The 20124-nt window shown below is 57.5% G+C and carries 16 protein-coding genes; 11 read left to right on the forward strand and 5 right to left on the reverse strand.

Annotation, left to right across the window (positions count from 1 at the left end; genetic code table 11):
• The first annotated feature begins 270 nt into the window (after positions 1-270).
• A complete protein-coding gene (gene galR / locus ACB034_RS12580) occupies positions 271-1272 on the forward strand; it encodes an HTH-type transcriptional regulator GalR (protein ID WP_266134599.1) in 1002 nt (333 codons plus the stop codon).
• A gap of 464 nt (positions 1273-1736) precedes the next feature.
• A complete protein-coding gene (locus ACB034_RS12585) occupies positions 1737-3023 on the forward strand; it encodes a maltoporin (protein ID WP_100654853.1) in 1287 nt (428 codons plus the stop codon).
• A 310-nt stretch (positions 3024-3333) separates the two neighbouring features.
• Here the strand turns inward: ACB034_RS12585 and ACB034_RS12590 are convergent, their stop codons facing one another.
• The 4 genes from ACB034_RS12590 to ACB034_RS12605 all read right to left on the reverse strand — a co-directional run bounded on the left by ACB034_RS12590 (position 3334) and on the right by ACB034_RS12605 (position 8329).
• Entirely contained in the window at positions 3334-4338 is a 1005-nt protein-coding gene (locus ACB034_RS12590) for a glycosyl hydrolase 53 family protein (protein WP_231720618.1), read from the reverse strand.
• A 123-nt stretch (positions 4339-4461) separates the two neighbouring features.
• Complete coding sequence (locus tag ACB034_RS12595; RefSeq protein ID WP_231720617.1) at positions 4462-4881, reverse strand: hypothetical protein; 420 nt, start codon at positions 4879-4881, stop codon at positions 4462-4464.
• A gap of 25 nt (positions 4882-4906) precedes the next feature.
• On the reverse strand, positions 4907-6949 hold the full coding sequence (locus ACB034_RS12600) for a methyl-accepting chemotaxis protein (RefSeq protein ID WP_042016005.1): 2043 nt from the start codon (positions 6947-6949) through the stop codon (positions 4907-4909).
• Between the two features lie 297 nt (positions 6950-7246).
• Positions 7247-8329 (reverse strand): ABC transporter ATP-binding protein, encoded by a 1083-nt coding sequence (locus ACB034_RS12605; RefSeq protein WP_041212956.1) that lies wholly within the window; start codon positions 8327-8329, stop codon positions 7247-7249.
• A gap of 560 nt (positions 8330-8889) precedes the next feature.
• On the opposite strand from ACB034_RS12605, the gene ACB034_RS12610 reads away from it, so the two are divergent.
• From ACB034_RS12610 to ACB034_RS12650, 9 genes are all read left to right on the forward strand, one after another.
• The gene (locus ACB034_RS12610; RefSeq protein WP_041212957.1) at positions 8890-10119 is read left to right on the forward strand and encodes an extracellular solute-binding protein; all 1230 of its coding nucleotides are present in this window, start codon (positions 8890-8892) and stop codon (positions 10117-10119) included.
• A 78-nt stretch (positions 10120-10197) separates the two neighbouring features.
• Complete coding sequence (locus tag ACB034_RS12615) at positions 10198-11502, forward strand: carbohydrate ABC transporter permease (RefSeq protein WP_041212958.1); 1305 nt, start codon at positions 10198-10200, stop codon at positions 11500-11502.
• Between the two features lie 12 nt (positions 11503-11514).
• Positions 11515-12366 (forward strand): sugar ABC transporter permease, encoded by an 852-nt coding sequence (locus ACB034_RS12620; protein ID WP_041212959.1) that lies wholly within the window; start codon positions 11515-11517, stop codon positions 12364-12366.
• A gap of 22 nt (positions 12367-12388) precedes the next feature.
• On the forward strand, positions 12389-13588 hold the full coding sequence (locus ACB034_RS12625) for an arabinogalactan endo-beta-1,4-galactanase (protein WP_231720616.1): 1200 nt from the start codon (positions 12389-12391) through the stop codon (positions 13586-13588).
• 63 nt (positions 13589-13651) lie between these two features.
• On the forward strand, positions 13652-15706 hold the full coding sequence (locus tag ACB034_RS12630) for a beta-galactosidase (RefSeq protein WP_042016006.1): 2055 nt from the start codon (positions 13652-13654) through the stop codon (positions 15704-15706).
• Positions 15707-15760: 54 nt separating this feature from the next.
• The gene (locus ACB034_RS12635) at positions 15761-16108 is read left to right on the forward strand and encodes a glucose PTS transporter subunit EIIB (RefSeq protein ID WP_041211339.1); all 348 of its coding nucleotides are present in this window, start codon (positions 15761-15763) and stop codon (positions 16106-16108) included.
• 1 nt (position 16109) lies between these two features.
• Complete coding sequence (locus ACB034_RS12640; RefSeq protein ID WP_042863745.1) at positions 16110-17288, forward strand: glycosyl hydrolase 53 family protein; 1179 nt, start codon at positions 16110-16112, stop codon at positions 17286-17288.
• A gap of 44 nt (positions 17289-17332) precedes the next feature.
• Positions 17333-18745, forward strand: coding sequence for a pyruvate kinase PykF (gene pykF / locus ACB034_RS12645; protein ID WP_231720615.1), 1413 nt, complete (start codon positions 17333-17335; stop codon positions 18743-18745).
• Between the two features lie 548 nt (positions 18746-19293).
• Positions 19294-19704: a S16 family serine protease gene (locus tag ACB034_RS12650; RefSeq protein ID WP_266134617.1), complete on the forward strand. Its 411-nt coding sequence runs from the start codon at positions 19294-19296 to the stop codon at positions 19702-19704.
• Positions 19705-19763: 59 nt separating this feature from the next.
• Here the strand turns inward: ACB034_RS12650 and ACB034_RS12655 are convergent, their stop codons facing one another.
• The gene (locus tag ACB034_RS12655; RefSeq protein ID WP_076362321.1) at positions 19764-20108 is read right to left on the reverse strand and encodes a type IV toxin-antitoxin system YeeU family antitoxin; all 345 of its coding nucleotides are present in this window, start codon (positions 20106-20108) and stop codon (positions 19764-19766) included.
• Between the last annotated feature and the right edge of the window lie 16 nt (positions 20109-20124).

Here is a 20124-nt window from a genome sequence, read left to right on the forward strand (position 1 = left end):
GGTGTAATCGCTTTCCCTTATTCTGCGCTTGTGAACAAGGTCCTGGAAGATGCATCTCCATTTGATGTGATTTTTGTCACATTTTTCACCGCGATGAGCATGAGAATGGATAAGGGTGTATGTAAATGGATTACACAGCGAGACGCTCGTATTGATAGAATGCTCCCGCTTTTGACATGAAAGCCGTGTCAGGTATTGGAAATGTCGGTAGTATCTTGACCCTATAAAGCACTGGTTTTTATTTATACCGTTCACCGGAAAAGCTAATTCATGGCAACCATCAAAGATGTAGCACTCCTGTCAGGCGTATCCGTCGCCACAGTCTCACGTGTCATCAATAATTCGCCAAAGGCAAGTCAGGCGTCACGCGATGCCGTCTTCAAGGCGATGCATGAACTCAACTACCACCCCAACGCGAATGCGAGAGCCTTGGCCCATCAGAACAACGAAACGCTGGGGTTGATTGTTGCCGATGTGTCTGACCCCTTCTTTGGCACCATGGTTAAAGCAGTTGAGCAGGTGGCGCAGGCTACGGGGAATTTTCTGCTCATCGGAAATGGCTACCACGACGCAGCCAAAGAGAAGCACGTAATAGAGCAGTTGATAGGGCATCGCTGCTCTGGCTTGGTGGTTCATGCCAAAATGCTGCCAGATGAAGAGCTGATCCAGATGATGAGCTATGTTCCCGGCATGGTGCTAATCAACCGTATCGTTCCAGGGTTCGAGTCCCGTTGTGTGGCGCTGGACGATCGCTATGGTTCCTGGCTTGCAACTCGTCACCTGATCCAGGAAGGGCACAAGAAGATAGGGTTTCTGTGTTCAAATCATCTGATCTCTGACTCTCAGGATCGCATGCAGGGGTATCTGGATGCGCTGCAAGAGCACAATATCCCGGTCGATGAGCGCCTGATCTCCCGTGGCAGTCCGGATGAGCTGGGAGGTGAAGCCGCGATGACTGAGTTGTTGAGCCGGGGGCAACAGATGACGGCGGTCGTCTGTTATAACGATTCGATGGCGGCAGGAGCTTTGTCCGTGCTTAGCGACAACGGGATCGAGGTTCCCCAGGAGCTATCTCTGGTGGGGTTTGATGATGTACTGATATCCCGCTACTTGCGCCCTCGTCTGACTACGGTGCGTTATCCCATCATCGCCATGGCGACCCATGCCGCCGAGCTGGCCATTGCTCTGGCAAAAGGTGGGCCCTTGCCCCAGACGACACATATGTTCAGCCCGACTCTGGTACGCCGTCATTCAGTCCGCAGTATCGATTGATCGACGATTTGGCAACCTGAATTCATCGGCCATCAGGCAAGGTTACCCGTCAGGGGCCTTGCCTTTTTAGTGCCTCATCTTCTTCCTCTCTCTTTTGTCGCTCACTCCTGTGGGGTCGGGAAGGTCTCACGGTGCCTTCCTATGCCCTGCACGAGGAGGTCATGTCTGCTGCGATGAGTCTGGTCGAGTCATGGTTCTCAGGTGTAGATATTATCATTACGAGTGTAATCGATAACACATGATTTTTTATCAAATACCCCTTTAATTTCAATCGCTTGAGTTTTCCCTGTGGCTTTATCAAGTGTTTTTATAGCAGTATTTATGTAATAATTACAGTTTTGTGAGTTTTGTCATGTCAATGATGGCACAGTTATTCCTATAATCTCCATCGGACAGTGAAAGCGCTTTCCCTATGGGTTGGTAAGCGGTTCATCAAGATAACAATGCAACAGTGGATTAAAGGAATAACTATGAAAGTGAAACTACTGACGACATCCGTTGCCCTCGCTCTGTCAATGACTGCATTGAATGCTAATGCTGTTGATTTTACAGGCTATTTCCGCTCTGGCGTAGGTGTATCCCAAGACGGTGATATGCAAACCGGTCGACAGAACTTTGTCGGTCGTTTGGGTAACGAAAGTGATACCTATACCGAAATTGGTATTGGTCAGGAGGTTTACAACAAGGATGGCAAGACTTTCTATGTAGACAGCATGTTCAGCATGCAGAGCGATGGCTCCAATGACTATGAAAGTACCACCACTGTGTGTAACTTCGATCAAAAGGAGTGCAAGGACGATGCAACATTTGCCCTGCGCCAATTCAATGTTAAGGCCAAGGGGCTGATTTCCGCTGCGCCCGATGCTGTGGTGTGGGCTGGCAAGCGCTTCTATCAGCGTCACGACCTTCACATCATCGATACCAAATACTGGAATATCTCGGGAGCCGGTGCCGGTATTGAGAACCTCAAGGCAGGTCCAGGCGCCTTCTCACTGGCGTGGATCCGGTCTGATGGTAACGATATCGATAACTCGATTGTCAACAATGACCTCAACGTTAACTTCCTGGACCTGCGCTATGCCGGCTGGGCTCCTTGGGAAGGGGCTTGGACTGAAGCGGGTGTCAGCTATGCCATGCCCAATCCGACCGATGAGCAGGAGAAAGCTGGTAATCTCTATGATCCCAAAAATGGTGTCATGTTGACCGCAGAAATGAGTCAATACTTTGCCGATAGCCGCATCTACGAGAAGTTGGTGCTGCAATATGCTGATAAAGGGCTGGCCCAGAACATGATCTCCCAAGGGGGCGGTTGGTATGATGTTTGGCATCTGACCGATGATGCCAAGGGATACCGTGTGATTCTGACTGGTGACATTCCCATGGGAGAGAAATTCAGTGTGAACCATGTATTCACTTACGGTAAGGGTGAGAAACTTGAAGCATGGCATGACAACACCGAACTGTTCAGCGCTGTCGCGCGAGGCGGTTATGCGTGGACTGACATCATGAAGACGCTGGTTGAAGCCGGTACTTATGAGAGCACCAAGACCTGGACAAGCGGCTCTGAAGAAAAATCGAGTGGTCAAAAATATACCTTGGCTCAAGCTTGGTCAGCTGGTTCCAGCATGTTTGCCCGCCCGGAGATCCGGGTTTTTGCCAGCTATCTGAAAGATGGCGAAGGCAAATCCTTCAACGGCGGTGAGGATGATAATACTTGGAACTTCGGCGTGCAGGCTGAAGCCTGGTGGTAAATCCCGACTCGTCACCCCGCAGGGAGCCCGCTTGGGCTCCCTTTTTTATTTTGCATTGAACGCGCGCCTTGTCGTGCTGACGTCGTCATCGGGGCTCCATCGTTGCGAATCCCGGCGACGAAGGTGTCGTCCGCGAGTCTGCCTCGGGGAGAGGGTGGCCATGTTTTGGTGATGGTGCCGGAGGGCGCGGAGTGGTGGAGGCGGGATGATAAGCGATGGCGAGAAAGGGCGAAGAGACGGGCTAAGTCATGTCCAGGCGGCAGATGGAAGAGGCGCACGACTCACCGCGCCTCTGTGTAACGTTACATCTTTATTGCAACAGGAAGGCATCCAGCGCATAGGTGGGTTTGCCGCTGTTGTCCATCAGACCCAGGCTGTAGCCCTGCCAGTTCTTGTAGCTCTGTGGTTCCCAGTAGAGCACGCCGAGTCCCTTGCCGTCAGGGATCCACGTCATCTTGTTGAGCAGGTCGGCAATGGTGTCGTAACTGTTTTTCGGGTCATCCCACGGCATGCCCACCTCGACGATCATCACCTCCTTGCCATAGCGGGTCACCATGTCGGAGAGGTTGTCGTAGCAGAGATTGTCTAGGGTGAACCAGTCACCGTTGCCGCTCTGGGTCGGGTAGAGGGAGGCGCCTATCACATCCCACTTGGCCCCGTTGCTCTTCAGCCCGTCAAACATCCAGCGATAGAGGCTGTTGTTCTCGCAGTTGGCCAGATGGACGATCACCTTGGTGCCGCTGTTGACCGCCTTGACCGCGTCATAGCCGCTGTTGATGAGCCAGGCAAAGTTCTTCATGTTGACCGAGGCTCGCCCCTCTTCCCACAGCATGCCATTGTTGGTCTCGTTGCCCACCTGCACCCACTTGGGGGTAATGCCGGCATTTTTCAGGGCCACCAGGGCGTTATAGGTGTGCCACCAGACGTTCGACATCAACTGCTCGAAGGTGTAGCTCTGCCAGGCCGCCGGCTTGGTCTGCTTGCCCGGATCGGCCCAGCTGTCGCTGTAGTGGAAGTCAATCAGCAGATCGAAACCGGCCGCCTTGGCCCGCTTGGCCTTGGCGATGACGTCGCTGATGTTGTTCCAGCCATCGGCAGGATTGACCCATACCCTGAGCCGGATGGTGTTCATACCGTGCTCTTTCAGGGTCTTGAACAGATCCTGCTGCTGGCCGGCGTCGTTATAGAACTTGTACCCGGCTTTCTCCATCTGGGTCAGCCAGCTGACGTCAGCTCCCTTGACCATGGCCTCTCCCTGGCCATGAAACAGCAGGGCGCCGCCAAGCAGCAGGGTGGTAAGCAGATGTCTCTTCATTGTTGTTATCTCCTGTCTGGATGTGTGTAGGGTGGCGACAAGGAGGCAGTCCCGCGCCGGGATGGCGTCGCCGTGCGGCGCCATCCCGGCGGAGGCTGGGGCCGCCTTGCGGCGGCCCTAGGATCACCCGGCGGGGGAGACGGTGACCTGGATGTGTTGGGGATCGCGGCGATCCAGGGTGATGCGATACTTGCCGTCGCTGGGCGGGGTGAACTTCATGTCGCTCCACTGCCAGCCGGCCTTGACTACCACCGGCTTGTCCGACTCGACCTTGGCGGCGGGGTCGAACTGGCCATAGGTGGTGTCGGCCTTCCACTTCTCGTCGGCAATCTTGAACTTGTAGGCGCCGTGACTGGCCTGCAAGGCCACCTGGACCGACAGCAAGTCCCCTTGCTGGGTAACCAGTTGCTGGTCTGCCGGGGCCTCCCAGTTGTTCATCTCGCCGCGCAGGAACAGCGGGCGGGCCAGGGGATCCTCCTCGTTGGCCAGCGCGGGCTGGAGGCAGGCGATCAGGGTAGTCAGCAACAGTGTCTTCTTGAACATGGATGGTCCTCTCTGTGGTGTGTGATCAGGCGCTCTGCAGGGTGAAGCGGCGGGTCAGCGACAGTTGCTGCTGCGATAGCTGCTGCAACTGGTCGCTGGTCTGTGCCACCTTGGCCAGGGCGCCCTGGTTGTCGTCGGCAATCCGGGCGATGTTGGTAATGTTGCGGGCGATCTCGGCGCTGGTCTGCTGTTGCTGCAGGGTCGCGCTGGCGATACGGCTGCTCTGCTCGGCCACCTGCTGCAGCGCCTGGGATAGCTCGGCTAGGGTGGCGCAACCCGCGTCGCTGTCGGTGCGACTCTGGGCCATGGCGTCGTGGCAGCGCAGCATGGTGGCGACCGCACCGCGGGTGCTTTGCTGCAGATCGTCGATGATCCCCTGGATGCGGGTGGTGGAGTCTGCTGTGTGGTGCGCCAACTGACGCACCTCGTCGGCCACCACGGCAAAGCCACGCCCCTGTTCGCCGGCGCGGGCCGCCTCGATGGCGGCGTTGAGGGCCAGCAGATTGGTCTGCTCCGTGATGCGCTCGATCAGGGCGAGGATGTCACCGATGCTGACGCTCAATGTCTGCACCTGTTCCACGCTGCGGCGCGACTCCGCCAACTCGTCAGCCAGTTGCTGCAGCCGTTGACCGGTCGCCGCCCCACGCAGGCTGGCGGCGTGGGCCGCCGCGGCTATGTTGCCGAGGGTCTGCTCGGTCTGGCCTATGCTGCCGGCGACCTCGCGCACCGAGTAGTCCATCTCTTCCATGGCGCTGCAGACCCCTGTGGTTTCGTTGCGCTGCTCGCCGATGGCAAGTTGGGCGTGATGCTGGGCGTGCTGGTTCTGGCCGGCCATGCGGCCGAGGGCATCGGCGGCCTGAACTATCTGACCGAGCATGCCGCTCATCTCGTCGGCCAGGGCGTTGATGCCGGTCGCAAGCTGGCCGAACTCGTCGTTGCGCAGTAGCGGCACGCGTTGGCGCATGTCTCCCTGACTCAGGGCCTTGAGGGTGGTGAGGATGTGGTGCAGTGGCTGGCGGATGGCGCGCACCAGGTGCCACAGCACCAGGGCGCCGAGACCGAGGGAGAGCAACAGGCCGGCGCACAGCCCGAGGCGCAGCCAGAGCAGGATGGCGCCGCTGCCGGCGGTGCTGTGGCGAAGCTGAGCGTCGATCGCGGCGTCAAGCTCGCTCAGATCGCCTAGCAGGCTGTCGATAAGGCGGCTGGCCTGCACACTCTGGTTGCGCAACATGATGCTCTGTTCGACCAGCGCCAGGTGGCGTGCCGGCAGGCTCTCGGGGCCGGCCAGCAGGGTGGCGAGGGTATCGAACCTGGCACCCGTGCCGCGTTCCAGGCTCAGGGGCACGCCGAAGGCATCCTCCTGGCCGGCGAGCTGGCGTGCCAGCTCCTGGCGCAGTGCCGCCGCCTGTTCGCTGGCGCGTGCATTGGCAGCCAGACGTGCGGCAACGGGGGCCGGATCCTGCTGCTTGAGGATCTCCTGTGTGGCGCTGACCTGCTGTTCCAGGTTTGCCAGCAGGCGGCTCTTGAGCAGCACGGCGGGGTGGCTGCCCAGAGGGGCGAGCAGCACATCGAGGGCGCTGGCAAGCTGGCGCGCCGTTTCGCCAAGGCGGGTGTCGGCCGCCAGCTTGCTCTGTTCGAGGCGGTTGTGGGCATAGTCATCGACCAACTGCTGGGCCAGTTGCCAGTAGGCGGCCTGTTGCTCGCGCAGGCTCTCGACGCGCGCACTCTGTTGCGGCTCCCCCGCTATCTGTCGAGCCAAGGTGGCCAGATCCTGGTCGAAACGGGCCTGCCATTGCTGCATCTGCTCGCGGGCGGCGCCCAGCTCCTCCTCTCCGGTCTGCAACAATGCGTTGCCCAGATGTCGGTCGAGGGTGAAGAGATCGCGGGTCACGGCGCGGCTCTGCACCAGGGTCGGCGCGGTATGGCTGGCGAGCAGCCCCACCTGGTCGGCCAGCCGTTGGCCGGCGTAGAGAGAGAGGGCCACCGAGAGCAGCAGCAGCAACAGGATGACGGCAAAGCCCAGCGCCAGGCGCTGGATGATGGAAAGGTGACGAGTGCGCAAGTTCATGGTATCGATTACATATGGTGTTGAGTCAACCCAGCCTGATGACACAAGTGATAAGTCATGTTTTATCAGTGTCTTACCTCGTTAAAAGATAAGGCGGCGATAAGGGAGGGCACCTGATTCTGATTTTTAGTGTAACGTTTTCATTGTTTTGTGAATCTTTTACACTCTTTCTCGGCACCCTTGTACGGGATTTGTCCAGGGTTGCGAGCCCGCTCTCATTTTGTGTCCCGCGCCCGGGGATAAAAAAAGCCCCCGACTGGCGGGGGCAAAATGGATCGGGGCATGCAGTAGCCGCGTTCAGCGGCTGATCCTGAGCCCTTCGGCATTGAACACAAGGCAATTTTGCGGGGCAAAGAAGACATCCATCTTCTGGTACGGATGAAACTCCCCATCCCCTGCCAGCAGCAGCTTGAAGCCGTCGGTGCCGCAGCACTGACCGAACAGGTAGGTGCTGTTGCCAAGACGTTCCACCACCTCGCAGGTAAAGGCGAGGTGGATCCCCTCTGCGCCCGGCACCACATGCTCGGGACGCAGGCCAAGGGAGATCTCGCTGCCCGGCTCGAGTCGCTCGGTGAGGATGGGCAGGGTGAGCTCCTGCTGGCCGGCTACCTTGACCCGGATCTGCTCCGGGCTCCAGGCCAGTACGCGGGCCGGCAGGAAGTTCATCTTGGGTGAGCCGATAAAACCGGCCACGAAGCGGTTGCAGGGTTTGTAGTAGAGCTCCATCGGCGAGCCGACCTGTTCCACCTTGCCATAGTTCATCACCACTATCTTGTCGGCCAGGGTCATGGCCTCCACCTGATCGTGGGTCACGTAGATCATGGTGGTCTTGAGTTCCTGATGCAGCTTGGCGATGTGCAGGCGCATCTCGACACGCAGCTCGGCATCGAGGTTGGAGAGCGGCTCGTCAAACAGGAACACCTTGGGGTTGCGCACGATGGCACGGCCGATGGCTACCCGCTGGCGCTGGCCGCCGGAGAGCTGCTTGGGCTTGCGATCGAGCAGGTGGGAGAGCTGCAGCGTCTTGGCCACCATGCTGACCTGGTGGGTTATCTCCTCTTTCGGCACGCCATTGACCCGCAGGCCATAGCCCATGTTCTCGGCCACCGTCATGTGGGGATAGAGGGCATAGGACTGGAACACCATGGCCACCCCGCGATGAGCCGGGGCTACATCGTTGACCACCTGCTCATCAATCGCAATGTGGCCGTCCGAAATCTCTTCCAGACCGGCGATCATGCGCAGCAGAGTGGATTTACCACAACCGGAAGGACCGACAAAGACGGTGAACTCACCATCTTCTACATCCAGATTCACATTATGTAGGGTCACATTGCTGCCAAAACGCTTGATCACATTGTTCAGCCTGATACTCGCCATGAGCTTTAACTCCTTGATAATAAATGCCTTAGCTGCAAATGCTGGGGGCAGTCATGCCCCTGCTGCGGCTTCTTTGCCCTGGGAGGGAGAAGGCGTTTCACACCGTTTCACTCTGTGGCTTTGGGAGGACTATATCAGTCAGGTGTAAGCGGTTGCACAAAATGCTGTTTCTTTTGTGCATGAGATCACAGCCTTGGTACGTGCTACTGGCAGGCTGGGCAAGCACCGCTTACCGTAGAGCCATTCGGTGTAATCGTTACCTTTTTTGCTGTTCCAGTGCACTCGAAGAGCTGTGTAAAGCAAAAATCAAGTGATAGAGCGTATTGCTCCGGATCTGATGTATGGGATTAAACCATTTATTTTTCATTGCATTAGGTGGTAGTGAGGTTGTGTCATAGAGGCCAGACCAGTCCGGCGTGTAATGTGGTTGTGCTTTGTTTTACACCCGAATTGGTAACAAGCTTCAGAAGTTACACCGACTGGATGGAATCGTAACACTCACTTTGCCTACGTGGTCTGAGAAGACCTGCTTTTACCTGAGTTAGGGACACGGAAATCATATGAAAATCAACAAATTGACTGCTGCAATGTTGTTGTCTTTGGGCGTTATGGGGTTGGGCCAGGTAGCCCGTGCCGCTGACGGTGAACTTCTGGTGTGGGAAGACATCAAGAAATCAAACGGCATTGAGGAGGCTGTCAAAGCGTTCGAAGCCAAGCACAACGTCAAGGTGAAGATCCTCGAAACTCCCTATGCCCAGCAGATCGAGAAGCTGCGCCTGGATGGCCCGGCCGGTATCGGTCCGGATGTGCTGGTACTGCCGCATGATCAGGTTGGTACTGCCGTGGTACAGGGGCTGATCAGCGAGATCAAGCCGGGGGCCGACTATCTGGCTGGTTTCACCAAACCTGCGGTGGATGCCCAGACTTATGAAGGCAAGCTCTATGGCCTGCCCAAGGCGGTGGAGACCATCGTCATGGTTTACAACAAGGACCTGTTACCCAAGGCTCCCGAGAGCTTTGACGAGCTGATCAAGGCTTCACAGACCCTGCGCGGGGAGAACAAATACGGCCTGCTCGCCAAGTTTGACGAGATTTATTACTCCTACGGTGTAGTCGCAGCCATGGGGGGTTATATCTTCGGCCAGAACCCCAACGGTTCGCTCAACGTCAAGGACGTGGGCCTGGCCAACCAGGGCTCGGTCGATGCAGTGAGTTTCCTCAAGCGTTTCTACAGTGAAGGACTTTTCCCGGCCGGTATCGTGGGTGAGACCGGTGCCAACGCCATCGATTCCCTGTTCACCGAGAAGAAGGCTGCTGCCGTCATTACTGGACCCTGGTCGTTCCAGCCCTACAAGGATGCGGGGGTGAACTACGGTGTCGCACCGCTGCCGACATTGCCCAATGGCGAGCATATGCGCTCCTTCCTCGGCGTGAAAGGGTACAGCATCTCTACCTATTCCAAGCAGAAAGAGTTGGCGCAGCAGTTCATCGAGTTCATCAACCAGCCTGAGTACGCCAAAGTCCGCTTCGAGAAGACCGGCGAGATCCCGCCGCTCAAGGCGCTGATTGACGATCCGCTCATCAAAGATGACGAGAAATCCCGTGCCGTGGCCATTCAGGCCGGTTTCGCCACTCCGATGCCGAGCGTGCCCGAGATGCAAGAGGTGTGGACCCCTGCCAACAGTGCACTGCAGCTTGGCGTGACTGGCAAGCAGGATGTGAAGGCGGCACTGGAAGGTGCAGTCAAGAACATCAACATGCAGATCGAAGTCAACCACGCGCAGCAATAACACAAGTTGGGCGCAGGCCCAATTCGGGCCGGGCGGCATTCGTGGCCGCCCGGGCTCTTAATGGAAAGGAGGTACATTGTGGTTGTCGATTCCGGATCGCTTACCCAGATCGGTACAAGAACCCATCATGCCAAGGTGGCCGCCCTGCTCTCGCTGATCCCGGGACTCGGTCAGTGGTATAACCGGCAATGGGTCAAGGGCACCCTGTTTTTCACCGTCATGGCCTGCTTCTTCGGCGTATTCCATGATTTTCTATCTCAAGGGTTCTGGGGGCTGTTTACCCTCGGCACCGAGTTGCCCCGGGACAACTCCGTCTTCCTCCTGGCCAAGGGGGTTATCAGCGTACTGGTGGCCATCTTTGGTTGCGCCATCTACTACTGGAGCGTCCGCGACGCCTATGTTAACGGCGATCGCCGGGATCGTGGCGTAGCGCTGACCAGTGTGCGCAAGCAATACCAGTTGCTGCTGAGCGAAGGGTTCCCGTATCTGATGATCACCCCGGGCTTCATCCTGCTGGTGTTCGTGGTGGTGTTCCCCATCATCTTTGGTTTCTCCATCGCCTTCACCAACTACGATCTCTACCACACGCCGCCGGCCAAGCTGGTGGACTGGGTGGGGATGAAGAACTTCATCAACATCTTCAAGCTCGATCTGTGGCGTTCGACCTTGCTCGACGTGCTGCAGTGGACCGTGATCTGGACGCTGATCGCCACCACGTTGCAATGCTCGGTCGGGGTGCTGCTGGCGATCCTGGTCAATCAGAAGGATCTGCGCTTCAAGCCGCTCATCCGCACCATCCTGATCCTGCCGTGGGCAGTGCCCGGTTTTGTCACCATTCTGGTGTTCGCCGGCATGTTCAACGAGACCTTTGGCGTCATCAACAACGGTATTCTGGCTTCTCTGGGTATCGACCCCAAGGCATGGATGACAGATCCCTTCTGGACCAAGACGGCCCTCATCCTGATGCAGACCTGGCTTGGCTTCCCGTTCGTCTTCGCCATGACCACTGGGGTGTTGCAGGCTATCCCGGATGATCTCTACGAGGCGGCCACCATCGACGGTGCCAGTACATGGCACAAGCTGACCACCATTACGCTGCCCCTGGTGCTGTATTCGATCGCTCCGATCCTCATCACCCAGTACACCTTCAACTTCAACAACTTCAATATTATTTACCTGTTCAACAACGGTGGACCTGCGGTGGCTGGTTCCAATGCCGGCGGCACCGACATCCTGGTCTCCTGGATCTACAAGCTGACCATGTCGTCATCCCAGTATGCGATTGCAGCGAGCATCACCATTCTGCTCTCCATCTTCGTGGTCGGCATTGCCCTGTGGCAGTTCCGTGCGACCAATTCGTTCAAGCAAGACGACATGGTGTAAGGAGATCCAGCCATGAGTGCCAAACACAGTCTGAAAAAGAGTAATGCCATCCGTCTGACCCTAAGCTATTTGCTGCTGGCTATGGTTGCGGTGATCATCATCTATCCCCTGATCTGGACGGTTGGAGCCTCTCTCAATCCGGGCAGCAGCCTGCTCAACACCTCGATCATCCCGGAAAACTTCTCCTTTATTCATTATCAGGAGCTGTTTGACGGTCGCATCGATTATGCCGCCTGGTACTGGAACTCGATGAAGATCAGTTTCCTGACCATGGTGTTGACCCTCATCAGCGTCAGCTTCACTGCCTATGCCTTCTCGCGCTTTCGTTTCCGTGGGCGGCAAAATGGCCTGATGTTGTTCCTGTTGTTGCAGATGGTGCCCCAGTTCTCGGCCCTCATCGCCATCTTCGTGCTGGCCCAGATGCTGGGTCTGGTCAACAGCCATCTGGCGCTGGTGCTGGTCTATGTGGGCGGCATGATCCCGATGAACACCTATCTGATGAAGGGTTACCTCGATGCCATCCCCAAGGATCTCGACGAGTCGGCGCGCATGGACGGGGCGGGCAACTTCCGCATCTTTATCGAGATCATCATGCCGCTCTCCAAGCCCATCATTGCGGTGGTTGCACTGTTCTCCTTCACCGGCCCGCTTGGCGACTTCATCCTGGCCAGCACCATATTGCGCACCCCGGATCAGTTCACCCTGCCCATTGGTCTCTACAACCTGGTCGCCCAGAAGATGGGGGCCAGCTACACCACCTATGCGGCGGGAGCTGTGCTCATCGCGGTGCCGGTGGCCATCTTGTACCTCTCCTTGCAGAAGTACTTCGTTTCCGGTCTTACCGCAGGTGGGACCAAAGGTTAATCCGTTAAACAGGACGTTCGACATGAAAATCAAGAAGACGCTGGTGATGGCGGCGCTGCTCGCCACCGGCATGTTGGGTATGCATGCCCCCGCCGTGGCTGCCGAAAATGTGGTGGTGCAACCAGTTGTTGTACCGCAGGAGTTCATCAAGGGGGCTGATGTCTCCATGTTGGCCGAAGTAGAGAAATTTGGTGGCAAGTTCTTTGATGCCAGTGGCAAGCAACAGGACGCCATGGCAATCCTCAAGGAGAACGGCTTTAACTACATTCGCCTGCGCCTGTGGGTAGACCCCAAGGATGCGGACGGCAAGCCTTACGGCGGTGGTAACAACGATCTGGCTGCAACGATAGCGCTTGCCAAGCGTGCCAAGGCCCTTGGTATGAAGTTCCTGCTCGATTTCCACTACAGTGATTTCTGGACGGATCCGGGCCGCCAGAACAAGCCCAAGGCGTGGCGTACGATGTCAGTCGAGCAGTTGGCGGATGCCGTTTACGCCCATACCAAGGAAAGCATGGATGCCCTGGCAAAAGCCGGTGTGATGCCTGACATGGTGCAGGTCGGCAACGAGATCAACGGTGGCATGTTATGGCCAGAGGGCAAGAGCTGGGGGCAAAACGGTGGGGAGTTTGATCGCCTGGCCACACTGCTCAAGGCTGGTGTACGTGCTGTGAAAGAGCACGGCAAAGATATCAAGGTGATGCTGCATCTGGCTGAGGGCACCAAAAACGACACCTTCGTCTGGTGGTTTGATGAAGTCGCCAAGCGCGAGGTGCCCTTCGATATCATCGGACTCTCCTTCTACACCTACTGGAATGGCCCCATCAGTGCCCTCAAGGCCAACATGGATGACATCAGCAAGCGCTATGGCAAGGATGTGATCGTGGTCGAGGCCGCCTACGGCTACACCACGGAGAACTGCGACAACGCCGAGAACAACTTCACTGCCAAGGAGGCGAGCGACGGTGGTTACCCGGCCAGCGTACAGGGGCAGGCCGACTTCCTGCGCGATCTGATCAAGAGCGTGGTGGCGGTACCGGACGGGCGTGGCAAGGGAGTCTTCTACTGGGAGCCTGCGTGGCTGCCAACCCATGGTGCCACTTGGGCCACCAAGGCTGGGATGAAGTACAACAACGACGACTGGAAAGAGGGCAATGCCCGGGAGAACCAGGCGCTGTTTGACTGCTCCGGCCATGTGCTCCCCTCGATCAAGGTATTCAACTGACCCGGTTTCAACCGATAGGGCGACCGGCCATGGCCGGCGCCCCCTCGTTTTAGGAGATGTGTGATGTTCAAGTTTCCCCCGCTCAGTGAACGGGTGCCCGCTCTGCTGCATGGTGCTGATTACAACCCGGATCAGTGGCTGGATGATCCCCAGGTGTTCGAGCGCGATCTCGAGATGATGAAGCAGACCCGCTGCAACGTGATGTCGGTCGGCATCTTCAGTTGGTCTTCCCTGGAGCCACAAGAGGGGCGCTATGAATTCGGCTGGCTCGATACGGTGCTCGATCGCTTGCACGAAAACGGTGTGTCAGTTTTCCTCGCCACACCAAGTGGTGCTCGCCCGGCTTGGCTTTCCCAGCGTTATCCCGAGGTGCTGCGGGTCAGCAAGGAACGTGTGAAGGCACTGCACGGTGGCCGTCACAATCACTGTATGAGTTCGCCTGTCTATCGTGACAAGGTGCGCGCTATCAACGGTGCCCTGGCCGAACGCTACGGCCATCATCCAGGTGTCATCGCCTGGCACATCTCCAACGAGTACGGCGGCGAGTGCCACTGCGAGCTTTGTCAGGAGCGCTTTCGTGACTGGCTCAAGGCTCGTTATGGCAGCATAGAAGCGCTCAATCACGCCTGGTGGAGCAGCTTCTGGAGCCATACCTACACCGACTGGTCACAGATCGAATCCCCGTCTCCCATCGGCGAGAGCTCGATCCACGGCCTAAACCTCGACTGGAAGCGTTTCAATACCGCCCAGGTGAGCGATTTCTGTGCCGAGGAGATCAAGCCCTTGAAGGCGGCCAACCCGAGCCTGCCGGCCACCACCAACTTCATGGAGTACTTCTACGACTATGACTACTGGCAGTTGGCCAAGGAGATCGATTTCATCTCCTGGGACAGCTACCCCCTCTGGCACAACAGTGGCGATGACTCGACCCTGGCGGCGTACACCGCCATGTATCACGACCTGATGCGCACTCTCAAGGGAGGCAAACCTTTCTTCCTGATGGAGTCGACCCCGAGCCTGACCAACTGGCAGCCCATCAGCAAGCTCAAGAAGCCGGGAATGCATATCCTCTCCTCCTTGCAGGCGGTAGCCCACGGCTCCGACTCGGTGCAGTACTTCCAGTGGCGCAAGAGCCGTGGTTCGGTCGAGAAGTTCCACGGCGCCGTGGTCGATCACGTTGGTCACATCGATACCCGGGTGGGCCGCGAGGTGCAGGCGCTAGGCGAGATCCTGGCCAAGTTGCAAGAGGTCGCTGGCAGTCGCGTCGAGGCCAAAGTGGCCATCATTTTCGACTGGGAGAGCCGTTGGGCCATGGACAATGCCCAGGGGCCGCGCAATGCCGGCCTCTTCTACGAGAAGACGGTAGCCGAGCACTACCGCCCATTCTGGGAGGCAGGAGTTGCGGTGGATGTCATCAATGCCGACTGCGCGCTGGATGGTTATGACCTGGTTATCGCCCCGATGCTCTACATGGTGCGCGATGGCTTTGCCGAACGGGTTGACGCCTTTGTCAAACGAGGTGGGCAGTTTGTTACCACTTACTGGAGCGGCATCGTCAACGAGACCGATCTCTGTCACCTGGGGGGATTCCCAGGGCCGCTGCGCCCGGTCCTTGGGATCTGGGCAGAGGAGATAGACGGTCTCTATGACGAGGAACGTAACGCCGTCTCGGGTCTTGCTGGCAACGAAGCCGGACTCTGCGGCCCTTACGAAGTCACTCACCTTTGCGATCTCATCCACCTGGAAGGCGCGAGGGCCCTGGCCAGCTATGACGGTGACTTTTATGCCGGACGTCCGGCGGTGACGGTCAACGAGCACGGGACAGGTCGCGCCTATTATGTCGCCTCGCGAAATGATCTGGCGTTCCAACGCGACTTCTTTGGCCATCTCATCGAGACCCTGGCCCTGCCGCGTGCTTTGCCAGCCTTGCCGGAGGGGGTCACAGCTCAGTGTCGCAGCGATGGTGAGCAGGAGTTCGTGTTCGTGCAAAACTTCGCCAACGCCGAGCGCCTGGTCACTCTGCCGGGTGGTCACAGTGACATGGTGAGCGGTGAGGCGCTGAGCGATTCGCTGGTGCTGCCTCCATTCGGCTGCCGAGTGCTGCGTCGCGCCCGTTGATTGCGGGGCGGAGCCAGTGGCTTCGCCCTCTTTTTTTATGTTTAGGAGATTCAAATGGTCAAGATGCAGGACTTCAAGCGGCTGTTCGCCGCCGCCCTCGGCCACAAGGAGGAAAAATCGACCGAGGCGCCGCTCTCCGGGCTGGACGAGGCGGCCATCACCGCGCTCATCGCTGCCTTTGGTGGGCACGACAACATAGTGAGCTTTGACGCCTGCCTGACCCGGCTGCGGGTCAAGGTCAATGCCTTGCAGCAGGTCGACAGCGAGGCGCTGCAAGGTCTCGGTGCCATCGGCGTCATCATCATCGGTGACGAGGTGCAGGCCATCTTCGGCAAGCGCTCGGACAACCTGCGCCGCGAGCTCGGTCAGTGGTTCGAGCTGCACGAGCCGGAGCAACACTAGCATGTACCTCCCGCTGAGCTGGCCACTGTTGGTCATGCTGGGAGCGATCAGTGCAGGGGCTGGAGCCGCTCCTCACAACCTGGCCATCCGAGGGGCGGATGTCTCCACCCTGGCCGAACTCGAGCACTTGGGCGTTCACTATCAGGACGAAACGCGACAGGGGGATTTGCTAACCCTGATGCGCGAGCGTGGCCTCAACCTGGTGCGCCTGAGGCTGTGGGTCGATCCCCGCTCGGCCAAGGGGGAACCCTTTGGTGGTGGCAACAATGATCTGGAAAAGGTGATTGCACTGGCGCAGCGAAGCCGGGCTCTCAACTTGCCCTGGTTGCTCGATCTTCATTACAGCGACTTCTGGGCCGATCCGGGCAAGCAGTACACGCCACGGACCTGGCGAGGCAAGTCGGAAGCAGAACTGGCGGCGATGTTGCACGATTACAGCGCCGCCGTGATGCAGCGCCTGCGCGAGGCTGGGGTGCCGCCGCAAATGGTACAGGTCGGCAACGAACTCAATAACGGCATGCTGTGGCCGCTGGGGCAACTACACCGGCAGGAAGAAGAGGAGGGGTTCGATCGACTGGCCCAGCTGCTCAAGGCGGCCATCGCCGGGATCCGCGCTGGCAGCGAGGGGGGGATCACCCCACGACTGATGCTGCATCTTGCTGAAGGAGGGGATGAGGCTCAGTGCCTGCGCTGGTTCAAGGCGATGCAGGCGCGCGATGTGCCGTTCGATCTGGTGGGTCTCTCCTTCTACCCCTATTGGCACGGATCCTTGGGTGACCTCTCGCGCACCATGAACAGCCTTGCCACCCAAATCAGACTCCCGCTGCTGGTGGTTGAGACCGCCTATGGGCACGATACCGTCAACCAGGACGCGGTTCGCAATGCCTTCGGTGAGCAGGAGGCCGTGCGCGGCGGGTTTGCTGCGACGCCCGAGGGGCAACTGGCGTTTCTCGATGCCTTGCGTGCCGCTATTGCCGCAGTGCCGGATCGGCTCGGGCTCGGGTTTGTCTACTGGGAGCCGGGCTGGATCCGGGTCACCGGTGACAGCTGGGCCAGTCAGGCTGGCATGGCGTTCCTCGGGATAGACGAACCCCTCGGTAATGGTTGGGAGAACCAGGCCCTGTTTGATCGGGAGGGCAGAGGACTGCCGGCGTTGGCCGCCTTTGCCCCGACCCGCTGACTATTTCACATTGAAGAGATGACAACAGCACCATGAAGACTGACATGAAAAAGACCAAAATCGTCTGCACCATCGGTCCCAAGACCGAATCCAAAGAAATGCTGGGTAAGATGCTGGATGCCGGCATGAACGTCATGCGCCTGAACTTCTCCCACGGCGACTACGCCGAACACGGTGGTCGCATCAGCAACCTGCGCGCTGTCATGGCCGAAACCGGCAAGCACGCAGCCATCCTGCTGGACACCAAGGGTCCGGAAATCCGCACCATCAAGCTCGAAGGCGGCAACGACGTCTCCCTGGTCGCCGGCCAGACCTTCACCTTCACCACCGACCAGACCGTGGTGGGCAACAAAGACAAAGTCGCCGTCACCTATGCCGGCTTTGCCAGCGACCTGCGCGTCGGCAACCGCATCCTGGTTGACGACGGCCTGATCGGCCTGGACGTCATCGAAATCACCGAGCGCGAAGTGATCTGTAAAGTGCTCAACAACGGTGACCTGGGCGAGAACAAGGGCATCAACCTGCCGGGCGTCTCCATCAAGCTGCCGGCCCTGGCCGAGAAAGACAAGCGCGACCTCATCTTCGGTTGCGAGCAAGGCGTTGATTTCGTTGCCGCCTCCTTCATTCGCAAGAAAGAAGACGTGCTGGAAATCCGTGAGCACCTGAAAGCCCACGGCGGCGAGAACATCCAGATCATCTCCAAGATCGAAAACCAGGAAGGCCTGGACAACTTCGACGAGATCCTGGCTGTCTCCGACGGCATCATGGTTGCCCGTGGCGACATGGGTGTCGAGATCCCGGTTGAAGAGGTTATCTTCGCCCAGAAGATGATCATCGAGAAGTGCAACAAAGCCCGCAAAGTGGTCATCACCGCCACCCAGATGCTGGACTCCATGATCAAGAACCCGCGTCCGACCCGCGCCGAAGCTGGCGACGTGGCCAACGCCATCCTGGACGGTACCGACGCAGTCATGCTGTCCGGTGAGTCCGCCAAGGGCAAGTACCCGCTGGAAGCCGTGACCATCATGGCCACCATCTGCGAGCGTACCGATGCCGTGATGCCGTCCAACCTGTCTGCTGTCAACGACAGCAACAAGCTGCGCATCACCGAAGCGGTCTGCAAAGGCGCGGTCGAGACCTCCGAGAAGCTGGACGCCCCGCTGATCGTGGTTGCCACCGAAGGCGGCAAATCTGCCAAGGCCATTCGCAAGTACTTCCCGAAAGCCTGGATCCTGGCCATCACCACCAACAAGAAGACCGCTGCCCAGCTGGTACTGACCAAGGGTGTGGTTGCTCACGTGGTTGACAGCATCGCCTCTACCGACGATTTCTATCGCATCGGTAAAGAAGCCGCGCTGGAAATTGGCATGGGTCTGAAAGGTGACGTGGTTGTGATGGTCTCCGGTGCTCTGGTACCGAGCGGCACAACTAACACCGCCTCCGTGCATATACTCTGAGCGGGAGTCGAGTCTTTTTAGTCCCATACTAGACTTAAACATTCTTAGCTAACTTCTAACTACTCAGAACCCGTGATGCACCATATCACGGGTTCTGTATTTCAAGAGGGGGTACGCATATGTTATAAATATGCGCTATCTTACCGCCTTGATATCACTGCAGAAAACGTGGTTTACCACCTTTCCATCTTCTGCGGGGCACTTCCATTTTACCTATGCTTCTGAAGAGCTCATACATCACAGTCAGTAGCATTTCATCAAATTTGAGCAAATAGTTCAGCACATTATGCAATAGCAGATGACGTTCTTCTAAGTCATCGTGATACACCATGCTAATATCGTATATTCCCTACTCCTCAAACTTATTCCTATACGCATTACAGTTGTAATATGTTCTGGGTGCACTGCTCAGTGATTTCCAGCCTTTGCCTAATCGACGCCAAAGGTTAATATCAGTGACGGCGTATCGTTTGTGGGCACGGATGGCGCCAGATAACGGCAAGCATTAAACCTCAGGCCTAGGTTCCAATACGCCAGCGAAGGAGGCGATCCGGGTCGGTTTCGATTACTTCAAAGGCAACCTGAATCGGGTCAGCGCAACGGCCAAGTTCTCCGAGCATGAGTACCATTTGCATGTGGTCGAGCTACATAACTCCGGCCCCAGCACCAAAACCAGTCTGGCCGCGCTGGTGGCGTTTTGTTCCATTCTGATGGGCAAGCCGGTGCAGGAGCAGATGGTGGTGCTGGGTGACATGACGCTAGGCGGTGTGGTCAATCCGGTTGAGGATTTGGCTGGCAGTCTGCAACTGGCAATGGACAGTGGCGGAAAACGAGTATTACTGCCGATGGCGTCAGCCTCGGATATTCCAACCGTACCGGCGGAGATCTTCTCCAAGTTTCAAATCAGCTTTTATGCTGATCCGGTGGATGCCGTCTACAAGGCATTAGGGGTTCAGTAGTCAGCCAAAAAAAGAAGTCTCAGGTAGGGTGAGCTACATGCTCACCCTCTGCCTCAGATTTATCTTTTTGTGGCTTGAACATTACCGCATTCCTGCCGGTAGACATCCAGATAGAGATATCCGTAGCTGGCTTTGGGATTAGCCAGACATACCCATTCCCCTTGCTGCAACGTCACCAATTTATCTTGGTCACTCAGTAGTTCTCCTTGTTGAAAGAGCTTGCTAAGGCGCTCAATAAAACTCGGTATAACGGTATCAATGTCGGTATGCCATTGCTCGTCAGCATCGCCATAGACGCCGCAGCGATCCCAAAGCAGGGAAACCCTGCTTCGTTCAACAATTGCACGTGCGCCAAAACGTGGTTGAACTTGGGTGTGTAATCCCCAACTCCCTATGGTTCCCATTTTCTGTGTACTCCTA

The organism is Aeromonas sp. S18(2024), from assembly GCF_041402525.1.
Taxonomy (GTDB): domain Bacteria; phylum Pseudomonadota; class Gammaproteobacteria; order Enterobacterales; family Aeromonadaceae; genus Aeromonas; species Aeromonas enteropelogenes.